We start from the raw sequence: 10949 nt of genomic DNA, 5'->3' as shown, positions 1-10949 counted from the left end.
CCTTGCCCGGCTCAATCGTCACTTCTTCCTTGCGTTTGCGTGGCATAAAGTAGCTCCTTGGCCATCAGTTTATGCCTCACACACAAAGATTCGGATAGGCTCTGTCATGGTTCACGTCACCGCCACTCATAGCCCTCGATAATCCCCCGCCACTCCCGGCGCGACACGCCGCTGCCGCGCCGAAACAGCGAAAAGCCACCCTACAAAACCCGCTCCAACGCATCGGCAAACCGCGCCACCGCGCCATCGACATCATGCAGCTTGTCGAGACCGAACAGCCCGATCCGGAACGTCTTGAAATCCGCGGGCTCGTCGCATTGCAGCGGAACACCGGCCGCGATCTGCACGCCGACGTCGGCAAACTTCTTGCCCGAGCGGATATCGTCGTCGTCGGTGTAGCAGACCACCACACCGGGCGCCTGAAACCCGTCCGCCGCCACGCTCCGGAAACCCTTTTCGGCGAGCAGCGCGCGAATGCGCGTGCCGAGTTCGAGCTGTTCGTCGCGCACCTTGTCGAAGCCGTACGCGTCGGTCTCCTTGATCACGTCGCGCAGCGTCGCGAGGCTGTCGGTCGTCATCGTCGCGTGATACGCGAATCCGCCGCCTTCGTACGCTTCCATGATCTGCAGCCACTTGCGAAGATCGCACGCGAAACTCGTGCTCGTCGTGCCGTCGATCCGCTCGCGCGCCAGCGGGCTCAGCATCACGAGCGCGCAGCCCGGCGATGCGCTCCATCCCTTCTGCGGCGCGCTAATCAGCACGTCCACGCCGCTTGCTTCCATGTCGACCCAGATCGTGCCGGACGCGATGCAGTCGAGCACGAACATGCCGCCGACCTCATGCACCGCGTCCGCCACCGCGCGCAGGTAAGCGTCCGGCAGCAGCATCCCCGATGCGGTTTCGACATGCGGCGCGAACACGAGATCGGGCTTGTGCTCGCGGATCGCCGCGACGACTTCGTCGATCGGCGCCGGCGCATACGCGGCCTGTCGTCCCGATTCGACAGGGCGTGCCTTCAGCACGATCGACTCGGACGGAATGCTGCCCATCTCGAAGATCTGCGACCAGCGGTAGCTGAACCAGCCGTTGCGGATGACGAGGCACTTCTTGTTCGTCGCGAACTGGCGCGCAACGGCTTCCATGCCGAACGTGCCGCTGCCGGGGACGATCGCGACCGACTTCGCGTGATAGACCTTTTTCAGCTGATCGGAGATGTCGCGCATCACGTGCTGAAAGCGCTGCGACATGTGATTGATCGAGCGGTCCGTGTAGACGACCGAGTATTCGAGCAGTCCGTCGCGGTCGACATCGGGAAGTAATCCTGGCACGTTCGCCTCCGGGGAAAGAATGAGTCTGTCATGAGCGCGCGCGGCGTTCGCGAGCGAATCCAGCCGCCTCGTGCAAATCTGCGGTTTGCTGCGACGACGACCGATTCTAACGAAAGCCGCCCGTGCCCGCGCAATGCGATGCGCGCAACGCTCACCAATCGAGCCTGCACGACGAGCGCGACGTGCCCGCACCGCCGGTGGCCGTACAGCGCGAGCCTGCGGCGTCGTCGTAGAACGTGCGCGTCTCCGGATGCGGAATCGACGGATCGAACGGATTCGGCGCGCCCGGCACGCCGCGCGCGGGATCGAACGGTCGCATCGGCGCATAGGGCCGCGCCGACGGCAGACCGTCGGCGGACAGCGAACCGTTCGCGCGCAGATACGCGTCCCAGTCGGCGCTGCGGCGTTCTGCTTCGGGCAGCAAACGTCCTGCAGTGCGGCGGCCGGGCGCGACGCGCGTGTCGGCCCGCGCGGAGTCGGCCGGTCGTGCGTTCGACGGTTGCGGCGTCAGCCGGTCGCCGTCGATCTGCAGCGGCCGTGTGTCGTCCGTCTCGAACGGGCTGCGTGCGGCCGGCCGCGCGTAGCGCGTGCTGCCACGTGCGGCATCGCCGTCGCGAGCGGCATGGCGCTCGACGCGGAATACGTTGGTGACGGCAGAGCGGTCGGCAAGCGCATCGCTTGCGGGCGACGCGAATACAGGCGCAGCAAGCGCGCAGACGGTTGCGGCGGACAACGAAAGGCGGAACGAAAGAGTCATCGGCGATCGGATCCAGGTGATGTGCAATGAAGAAACGGCAGATCACTGGCTGGCGGCTGCACGGCGGAAGCGCAGGCGGAACGCCCTCGAAGCGGCTCCGGCGCGCGACAGACGCGAATCGCGGGAAGGCTGGCTGGATTGCTGAAACGGGTTCGCATTATTTCACGAAAATAACGACAAGCTCTCTAACGCGACGAAAACGTCGGAAAACGAAAGGAAGCCGGTGTCCGACGTGCCCTTCGGTCGCTCGACAATCCTCAGTCGATTGCAGGCGGCGATTCGGCGCACAGCGACATCGTGGCCGCACCGCAAGCGGCAGACCTTCCCGCAAACCCGCGCCGCGAAACGCGTTCACGCATTTCGACACCGCCGAGCGCAACCGGAGGGCGCCTTGCGCAAACGTTGTCGCGTGCTAACGGTTGCGCCACGAGCGCTACCGCGAGCATGCGCAGGTTCTCCGTGTTTTCCCTTGGTCCGCGGTCATTTTTGACAGATGATTGGGAAACGCCCATATAATTTCGACTGCCTTGCCAACGGCTGTCGGACCATCCCTCCGACGAAGCGGTTCGGCAAGCGGGGCAGGCGAAACGCTTGCGCAATGCAAGACGCATCACGTTGTCTTTCCGAACCAGACGTCCCCTTCGGGGACTTCACGAGCCGGGCCCCGCAAGCATTTCTCCACCGCAGGTCCGTCTCCGCGTCTCGGGCGTGTCCCATGTTCTCGCCCCGGGTGCTGTTCGATTGCGCAAGTCACGCCGCCTTTGCCCGTATGACTAAACAACATCGAGGAGCTCCTGATGACGCTGTCCCGTCTTACGTCCATTTCCGTCGCCGCCGTGCTGTTCGCCGCCGGCGCCGCTGCCGCGCAAGCGGAAACCGTGAAGATCGCCATCGCCGGCCCGATGAGCGGCTCGGTCGCCCAGTATGGCGACATGGTCAAGGCCGGCGCGCTGACCGCGATCGAGCAGATCAACGCGGCAGGCGGTGCGGGCGGCAACAAGTTCGAAGTGGTGATGATGGACGACGCCTGCGAACCGAAGCAGGCGGTCGCCGTCGCCAACAAGATCGTGAGCCAGAAGATCAAGTACGTGATCGGCCATGTGTGCTCGGGCTCGACGATTCCGGCATCCGACATCTACGAGAACGAAGGCATCGTGATGGTCACGCCGTCGGCCACCGCGCCGCAACTGACCGAAGGCAAGAAGCGTCACTTCATCTTCCGCACGATCGGCCGTGACGACCAGCAGGGTCCGGCCGCTGCGCAGTACATCATCAATCACGTGAAGCCGAAGAAGGTCGCGGTGCTGCACGACAAGCAGTCGTACGGCCAGGGCATCGCATCGTCGGTGAAGAAGGATCTCGAAGCGGCGAAGATTCCGGTCGTGCTGTTCGAAGGCATCAACGCCGGCGATTCGGATTACTCGGCGATCATCACGAAGCTGAAGTCGCAAGGCGTCGACTTCGTCTACTTCGGCGGCTATCACCCGGAAATGGGCCTGCTGCTGCGCCAGGCGCGCGAGCAGGGCGTGAAGGCGACGTTCATGGGGCCTGAGGGTGTCGGCAACAAGGACGTGACGGCCATCGCGGGCCCGGCATCGGAAGGCATGCTCGTCACGCTGCCGGCCGACTTCTCGGCCGACCCGGCCAACGCGGCGCTCGTGAAGGCGTTCGCCGACAAGAAGCGCGATCCGAACGGCCCGTTCCAGATGCCGGCATACGCGGCGGTGAAGATCATCGCCGACTCGATCGCCGGAGCGAAGACGACCGACCCGACGAAGGTCGCCGCGTACATGCACAAGACGACGTTCGACACGCCGATCGGCAAGGTCGCGTATGACGCGCAGGGCGACCTGAAGGCGTTCAAGTTCGTCGTCTACACGTGGCACAAGGACGCGACGAAGACCGCCGCCAAGTAACAACGGACTACCCGCCCGCGCACCCGCCCCGTCCGAGATCCGGACGGGGCGGGTGCGTATTGGTCGCCGTGCATTCGTGCATCGCGCGACCGCGGGCGAACCGAGACGATACCGTGCGTTGCGCACGGCCGCGCCGCGATCCGGCTGCGGCAGGCGGCGCGACGCCAACGGGAGCTTCCCGCACATGACTGACTTCTTTCCGCAATTTGCCCAGCAACTGGTCAACGGCCTGACGCTGGGCGCGATCTATGCGCTGATCGCCATCGGCTATTCGATGGTCTACGGGATCATCGGCATGATCAACTTCGCCCACGGCGAGATCTACATGATCGGCGCGTACGTGGGTCTCGTCACCCTTACCGCGATCGGCGTGTCCGCCGGCTATCCGCTGCCGCTCGTGCTCGGTGCGGCGCTGATCGTATCGGTGATCGTCACGGGCGCGTACGGCTTCGCGGTCGAACGCGTCGCGTACCGCCCGCTGCGCGGCGGCCCGCGCCTCGTGCCGCTGATCTCCGCGATCGGCATGTCGATCTTCCTGCAGAACTACGTGCAGATCGGCCAGGGCGCGCGCGACGTGTCGGTGCCGGTGCTGATCTCCGGCGCCTTCGACATCCATCTCGGCGGCGACTTCGACGTGACGGTGCCGTATGCGCGCCTGCTGATCGTCGGCGTGACGATCGTGCTGATGATCGCGCTCACGCTGTTCATCTCGCATTCGCGCATGGGGCGCGCGTGCCGCGCATGCGCCGAAGACATGAAGATGGCGAACCTGCTCGGCATCGATACGAACCGCGTGATCTCGTTTACGTTCGTGCTCGGCGCGATGCTGGCCGCGGTCGGCGGCGTGCTGATCGGCCTGACGATCGGCAAGCTGAACCCGTACATCGGTTTCGTCGCCGGCATCAAGGCGTTCACGGCCGCGGTGCTCGGCGGCATCGGCAGCATTCCGGGCGCGATGCTCGGCGGTGTGCTGCTCGGCCTGGCCGAAACCTTCGCGGCGGGCTACATGCCGGCCGAATACAAGGACGTCGTCGCGTTCGGCCTGCTCGTGCTGATCCTGCTCTTCCGCCCGACCGGCCTGCTCGGCAAGTCGGACATCGAAAAGGTCTGAGGGACACGCAGATGAGTCAAGTCATTTCCGTACGCCGCCCGGCCGCCGACGCTTCGTTCGGCCAGGCGCTGAAGAATGCCGTGGCCGCCGCGATCCTGACGGCGATCCTCACGGTGCCGGTGCTCGGGCTGCAGCTGAAGCTCGACGGTTATCAGGTCGTGCTCGAGCGCCACTGGCGCCCGGTATGGATCGCGGTCGCGGCCGTGTTCCTGTTCCAGCTGTTCAAGCCGTGGTTGCTGCGCGCGAAGTCCGCGGTGAAGCTGCCCGCGGTGCCCGCGATGGGCGCGCGCCAGCAGCGCGCGATCATCTGGATGCTGCTCGCGGTCGGGCTCGTGTGGCCGTTCGTCGGTTCGCGCGGCGCAGTCGACGTCGCGACGCTCGCGCTGATCTACGTGATTCTCGGTCTCGGGCTGAACATCGTCGTCGGCTTCGCCGGGCTGCTCGATCTCGGCTATGTCGGGTTCTACGCGGTCGGCGGCTATACGTACGCGATGCTGAACCAGTATTTCGGGCTCACGTTCTGGGAGTGCCTGCCGATCGCGGCGATCGCGTCGGCGACGTTCGGCTTCCTGCTCGGCTTTCCGGTGCTGCGCCTGCGCGGCGACTATCTCGCGATCGTCACCCTCGGCTTCGGCGAAATCATCCGCCTGCTCGCCAACAACCTGACGAGCCTCACCGGCGGTCCGGACGGCATTTCGGGCATTCCGAAGCCGACCGTGTTCGGCTTCGAGATGGCGCGCTCGGCAAGCGTCGAAGGCGCGAAGACGTTCCATGAACTGATCGGCCTCGAATACAGCGGCGAGCACATGGTGATCTTCCTGTATCTGCTCGCGCTGCTGCTGGTCGGCTTCACGCTGTTCGTGACGAGCCGCCTGATCCGCATGCCGATGGGCCGCGCATGGGAAGCGCTGCGCGACGACGAGATCGCATGCCGTTCGCTCGGCCTGAATCCGACGCGCATCAAGCTCTCGGCGTTCACGCTCGGCGCCGCGTTCGCCGGTATCGGCGGTGCGTTCTTTGCCGCGCGTCAGGGCCTTGTGAATCCGGAGTCGTTCACGTTCATCGAATCGGCGCTGATTCTCGCGATCGTCGTGCTCGGCGGCATGGGTTCGCAGCTCGGCGTGATCCTCGCGGCGATCCTGCTGACCGTGCTGCCGGAAGTCGCGCGCGGCTTTGCCGAGTACCGAATGCTGATCTTCGGTCTCGTGATGGTGTTGATGATGATGTGGCGTCCGCAGGGCCTGCTGCCCGCGAGCCGTCCCCACGTGGAGTTGCCGCAATGAGCGCGAATGCAGAACTGTTGAAGGTCGCCGGATTGCAGATGCGCTTCGGCGGGTTGCTTGCGGTCGACGGCATCGACTTCGACGTGCGTCGTGACGAGGTGTTCGCGATCATCGGGCCGAACGGCGCCGGCAAGACGACGGTGTTCAACTGCGTCGGCGGCTTCTACCGGCCGACGGCCGGCGAGGTCGTGCTCGACGGTCATCGGATCGCGGGGCTGCCGAGCCACAAGATCGCGCTGAAGGGCCTCGTGCGCACGTTCCAGAACATCCGGCTGTTCAAGTCGCTGACGGTGGTCGAGAACCTGCTCGTCGCACAGCATCGCAAGGTGAAGTCGGGCCTGCTGCACGGGCTGTTTGCGACGCCCGCGTATCGCCGCGCGGAGAAGGAAGCGCTCGAGCGCGCGGCCGTGTGGCTCGACCGCATGGGGCTGACCTCGGTCGCGAATCGGCCGGCGGGCACGTTGTCGTACGGGCACCAGCGGCGTCTCGAAATCGCGCGCTGCATGATCACCGAGCCGCGTCTGCTGATGCTCGACGAGCCGGCGGCCGGCTTGAACCCGCAGGAGAAGATCGAGCTTCAGCATCTGATCGACAAGCTGCGCCGCGAGTTCGGCGTGTCGGTGCTGCTGATCGAGCACGACATGAGCCTCGTGATGGGCGTGTCGGACCGCATCCTCGTGATGGAGCACGGCCGGCCGATCGTGATCGGCACGCCGGAAGCGGTCCGCAACGACCCGCGCGTGATCAAGGCGTATCTGGGGGAAGAGTGATGCTGAAGCTGGAACAGGTCCACACGCATTACGGCGCGGTCGAAGCGCTCGCGGGCGTGTCGATCGAGGTGAACAAGGGCGAGATCGTCACGCTGATCGGCAGCAACGGCGCCGGCAAGACGACGCTGATGATGACGGTGTGCGGCACGCCGCGCGCATCGTCGGGCCGCGTGCTGTTCGAGGGCAAGGACATCACCGCGATGTCGACGCACCAGATCATGCGGCAGGGGCTGGCAATCTCGCCGGAAGGGCGGCGCGTGTTCCCGAGCCTGACCGTGCTCGAGAACCTCAAGATGGGCGGCTTCTTCGCGAGCCGTCACGAGATCGACGACGGCATCGAGCACGTGTTCAAGCTGTTTCCGCGGCTGAAGGAACGTGCGACGCAGCGGGCCGGCACGATGTCGGGCGGCGAGCAGCAAATGCTCGCGATCGGCCGCGCGCTGATGAGCAAGCCGCGTCTGTTGCTGCTCGACGAGCCGACGCTCGGCCTCGCGCCGCTCGTGATCGCGCAGATCTTCGACATCATCCGGACGATTCGCGACGAAGGCGTCACGGTGTTCCTGGTCGAGCAGAACGCGAACAAGGCGCTGCAGGTCGCCGATCGCGGCTATGTGCTCGAGACGGGGCGCGTGGTGCTTGCCGATACGGGCGCGAATTTGCTCGCGAACGACCGGATCAAGCAGGCTTATCTGGGCGGGTGACGAAGTACGCCGCCGGCCTGCAACGGGCCGGCGGGAGTTCTTGCCCGGCTGTTTGTTCTGCCTGCAAGGCCGGTTTCGGCCTTGCCTCCCTTATCCGATCCTGAACGTGCTTTTCAGCACGTCGCGCAGATGCAGCGCGGCGCGATTGCTTTCGTCCGTCAGTACCGTGATCAGATGCGGCGGCAGATCGGGCAGCACGATCCCGGCGACGCGGCTCGTCAGATTGCCCGACACGCGATCGTGCTCGATCAGGCCGACCGCCAGGCCGTTCGCGATACAGGCTTCCACCGCGGGCGAGCTGGCGCTTTCGAGCAGTAGCCGGTGCGCGATCTTCGCCTTCTTCAGCGCACCCAGCGCCGTGTCGCGGTACGGACAGCCCTGCAGTTGAACCGCGATCGGCAGCGGCGCATCGGGATTGAACTTGAAGGTGCGCGCGGCGACCCACACCGGATGCGTCTTGCCGAGCAGTTCGGCGTGCGGCAGCGCTTTCGGCACCACGGCGATCGTGATGTCGAGCTGGCCGCGCGAAAACAGCATCAGCAACTCTTCGCTGGAGCGCGCTTCGACCGTCAGTTCGAGCAGCGGCCGGTCGGCGGCGAAGCGCGGAAGGAATTCCGCCATGAAGTGCGCCGCGTACGAATCGGGGATGCCGAGCCGGAGCTTGCCGGTCAACATCTGCGGCGACAGCGATTCGACGAGCCGGTCGTGGCTCAGCAAAAACTCGGTGGTGTCGCTCAGCAGCTTGTGGCCGAACTGCGTGAGTTCGACCGCCTGATTGTTTCGCGTAAACAGCCGCTGCGCGACCATCTCCTCCAGCTTTTGAATCTGCGCCGTGACGGACGACGGGCTGCGGTTCACATGAACGGCCGCATCCTTGAAACGGCCGAGCTTCGCGACGGCGTGGAAAGTACGCAGCAGGTCGACGTCCAGGGTGCGCGGCATGATTTATATTTTCCGAATCAGTGATTCAGGTAATGTCGATTGACGGAATTATTGGGCATCCCTATCCTCGGGTCAACAGGTAGACAACGGCAGGCAGCCGCTCGACCGTTGCGCCATCCGGGGAACGATTCATGTCGATCAACGATTTTGTCGTAGATGCACTGGTGCGGGACAAAAAGCTGAAGGCGGACGCGGTATGGACGGTCGAGAATCACGAAAAATATTCGACGTTGCATCGCACCGGTGATGACGCGCGGCGACGGGAAGCGGGGCGAGAAGTCCTTTCGCTGATGCGCAAGCTGAACGAACTCGGCGTGCGCAGTCCGGCGCTGTGCGCGGATTGCGACGGCAACGGTTCGTTGCGCGAAGCGATCGGTGCACTGAGCGAGCGGCTCGCAACGTTGTCGCGTGGTCGCCATGTCCATTACATCGAACTCGGGCCCGAGCCGGTCAAGACGACAGAACTGATGAAGGCCGTCAGCGGCGGCGGACCGAAGCACCTGCGTTACACGGCCGTCGACATCAACGAGTCGTCGGAAGACGCGATGCGGCACGCGATCATGCCGTTCCTGAAAACGCCCGGCTGCTTTAACTACATCGCCGACGATTACCGGAACGTGCAGTGGAACCATATCGACCTGGGCCAGGACGTGACGTTCATCACAATGCTCGGATTCCAGGAAGGAAACGAGCTGCCGGTGACGATCGGCCGACTGATTCGCAATCTGGGCGGCAAGTCGACCTATGTCGTGTCGGAGATGCAGTTGCTCGTGGAGGGGCGCGAAGAACCCATCTACAACTTCTACCTGAACGAGAACATGGTGCGGTTCTCCGAAATAGTCAGCCGGCAGCAGGGGTTTGAACCGCTCGGCACGCATCACGTATCGATCGTGCGGCTCAATCTGCTCGGCGATCAGTTCCATGTGGCGGTCACGCTTCAGCCGGTGACGAAAGCGGGGGCCGACGGACACCTGATTACCAATGTCTGTCTGAAATACACGCCCGAGCAATTCCGCCACGTTCGCCTGAGCCACGGCAACTGCCGCGTGATCGACGAATTGCACAGCGGCGATGGCAGCGTCGTGTACCAGATTGCTCAGTTCAAGGGCTGAATAGCGAAACGTCGACAGCGAGGCACGCGATGAACAAAGTAAATGCATTGCCGGTGTTTGCGCGCGGATTTGGCCGGGTAAAGGTGGCGTTGCAGACGTCGCTGTCGGGCGGCGCGAATGTCGGCGGCGCGCTCGACGCGTCGACGGAACCGATGCGCTGGACCGGTGCGTGCTTGCGCGACGGCTATGAGGTGCGCTATCGCCGCAACCTCGACGATCTCGGTTATCGCGACGTGCCGATGCGCGGCACGCGTTCGGATGCGTTAAATGCGGTATGTCATCTGCGCGGATTGTTTTCCGACGAAGCGGTCGACGCGTTGCGCGCAATCGGTCGCGCGCTGGAGCGCAGCGCGTCGAGCAGCAACTGGATCATCTCGAAGCGCGTGCGCGCGGTGACGAATCGCTCGCGTTTCATCGACGACATGATGCACGATCGCGCATTCCTGCTGCGGATGTCGCGTCTCGCCGGTGTGCCGTTGATCCCATATCCGATGGCCAATGCGCGTTCGCAGTTCAACTACTACTATCCGACCGGCCAGCGCGACGGCAAGGCGCAGATCGGGATGTGGCACACCGACGGCACGAGCTTCGTGCTCAACATCGTGTTGTCGGATCGCGCCGAATACGAAGGCGGTAACTTTCTGTTCTATGAATCGACGGCTGAGACGTTCGACCGTCACGATCGCGAGCGCCGGCATGTGAAGACCGCGAATCTGGACACTGCGGGTGACGCGCTGCTGATCTACGGCAGCAAGCTGTTTCATGGCGTCGAACCGGTCGAGGCCGGGCGTCGCATGTCGCTGGTGCTGTCGTTTCATTGCCCCTACACGCGTGAGGACGACAACGGGTTCTGGCATCTCGCGTCGGACGATGGCATTCCGCGCACCGTCGTCAACTGGCTCGCGCTGCGGCGTGCGCTCAGGGATGACGCCGAACTGCAGTACCACCGCCTGGGGCTCGAGCCGATCCGGCCGGAAGATCTAGGGAAACGCTGATCAATGGACCAACTTCCGAAGTTGCAGGCGAGAT

Annotated in this window: 10 protein-coding genes; 7 read left to right on the top strand and 3 right to left on the bottom strand. The window is 64.4% G+C overall.

Annotated elements, in window-relative coordinates:
* Nucleotides 1-200: 200 nt before the first annotated feature.
* Nucleotides 201-1328 carry an aminotransferase class V-fold PLP-dependent enzyme gene (locus ACSHSS_RS28670; RefSeq protein WP_175795070.1) on the bottom strand — a complete coding sequence of 376 codons (1128 nt, stop codon included), beginning with the start codon at nucleotides 1326-1328 and terminating at the stop codon, nucleotides 201-203.
* A 151-nt stretch (nucleotides 1329-1479) separates the two neighbouring features.
* Nucleotides 1480-2085, bottom strand: a complete 606-nt coding sequence (locus ACSHSS_RS28665) for a hypothetical protein (protein WP_105855459.1) — start codon at nucleotides 2083-2085, stop codon at nucleotides 1480-1482.
* 797 nt (nucleotides 2086-2882) lie between these two features.
* On the opposite strand from ACSHSS_RS28665, the gene ACSHSS_RS28660 reads away from it, so the two are divergent.
* From ACSHSS_RS28660 to ACSHSS_RS28640, 5 genes are all read left to right on the top strand, one after another.
* Nucleotides 2883-4001, top strand: coding sequence for a branched-chain amino acid ABC transporter substrate-binding protein (locus tag ACSHSS_RS28660; protein WP_006413852.1), 1119 nt, complete (start codon nucleotides 2883-2885; stop codon nucleotides 3999-4001).
* A 184-nt stretch (nucleotides 4002-4185) separates the two neighbouring features.
* Nucleotides 4186-5112, top strand: a complete 927-nt coding sequence (livH, locus tag ACSHSS_RS28655; protein WP_006396440.1) for a high-affinity branched-chain amino acid ABC transporter permease LivH — start codon at nucleotides 4186-4188, stop codon at nucleotides 5110-5112.
* Between the two features lie 11 nt (nucleotides 5113-5123).
* Complete coding sequence (locus ACSHSS_RS28650) at nucleotides 5124-6395, top strand: high-affinity branched-chain amino acid ABC transporter permease LivM (protein ID WP_059843704.1); 1272 nt, start codon at nucleotides 5124-5126, stop codon at nucleotides 6393-6395.
* Nucleotides 6392-7165, top strand: coding sequence for a high-affinity branched-chain amino acid ABC transporter ATP-binding protein LivG (gene livG, locus ACSHSS_RS28645; RefSeq protein WP_006413864.1), 774 nt, complete (start codon nucleotides 6392-6394; stop codon nucleotides 7163-7165). Before ACSHSS_RS28650 ends, livG begins: the two co-directional genes overlap by 4 nt.
* Nucleotides 7165-7866, top strand: coding sequence for an ABC transporter ATP-binding protein (locus ACSHSS_RS28640; RefSeq protein WP_006396443.1), 702 nt, complete (start codon nucleotides 7165-7167; stop codon nucleotides 7864-7866). Before livG ends, ACSHSS_RS28640 begins: the two co-directional genes overlap by 1 nt.
* 90 nt (nucleotides 7867-7956) lie before the next feature.
* Here ACSHSS_RS28640 and ACSHSS_RS28635 read toward each other — a convergent pair whose 3' ends face one another.
* Entirely contained in the window at nucleotides 7957-8808 is an 852-nt protein-coding gene (locus ACSHSS_RS28635; protein ID WP_105855461.1) for a LysR substrate-binding domain-containing protein, read from the bottom strand.
* Between the two features lie 131 nt (nucleotides 8809-8939).
* On the opposite strand from ACSHSS_RS28635, the gene ACSHSS_RS28630 reads away from it, so the two are divergent.
* Nucleotides 8940-9920: a hypothetical protein gene (locus ACSHSS_RS28630; protein WP_105855462.1), complete on the top strand. Its 981-nt coding sequence runs from the start codon at nucleotides 8940-8942 to the stop codon at nucleotides 9918-9920.
* Between the two features lie 29 nt (nucleotides 9921-9949).
* A complete protein-coding gene (locus ACSHSS_RS28625) occupies nucleotides 9950-10915 on the top strand; it encodes a 2OG-Fe(II) oxygenase (RefSeq protein ID WP_445545839.1) in 966 nt (321 codons plus the stop codon).
* The last annotated feature ends 34 nt before the right edge of the window (nucleotides 10916-10949 follow it).

It is taken from the genome of Burkholderia sp. BC1 (genome assembly GCF_052683555.1).
This window is presented reverse-complemented; position numbering and strand designations above follow the sequence as displayed.

Excerpts from the sequence above, each read along its gene's own strand:
- ACSHSS_RS28665 (WP_105855459.1), bottom strand. The coding sequence starts at position 2,085 with ATGACTCTTTCGTTCCGCCTTTCGTTGTCCGCCGCAACCGTCTGCGCG.
- ACSHSS_RS28660 (WP_006413852.1), top strand. The coding sequence starts at position 2,883 with ATGACGCTGTCCCGTCTTACGTCCATTTCCGTCGCCGCCGTGCTGTTC.
- livH (WP_006396440.1), top strand. The coding sequence starts at position 4,186 with ATGACTGACTTCTTTCCGCAATTTGCCCAGCAACTGGTCAACGGCCTG.
- ACSHSS_RS28650 (WP_059843704.1), top strand. The coding sequence starts at position 5,124 with ATGAGTCAAGTCATTTCCGTACGCCGCCCGGCCGCCGACGCTTCGTTC.
- livG (WP_006413864.1), top strand. The coding sequence starts at position 6,392 with ATGAGCGCGAATGCAGAACTGTTGAAGGTCGCCGGATTGCAGATGCGC.
- ACSHSS_RS28640 (WP_006396443.1), top strand. The coding sequence starts at position 7,165 with ATGCTGAAGCTGGAACAGGTCCACACGCATTACGGCGCGGTCGAAGCG.
- ACSHSS_RS28635 (WP_105855461.1), bottom strand. The coding sequence starts at position 8,808 with ATGCCGCGCACCCTGGACGTCGACCTGCTGCGTACTTTCCACGCCGTC.
- ACSHSS_RS28630 (WP_105855462.1), top strand. The coding sequence starts at position 8,940 with ATGTCGATCAACGATTTTGTCGTAGATGCACTGGTGCGGGACAAAAAG.
- ACSHSS_RS28625 (WP_445545839.1), top strand. The coding sequence starts at position 9,950 with ATGAACAAAGTAAATGCATTGCCGGTGTTTGCGCGCGGATTTGGCCGG.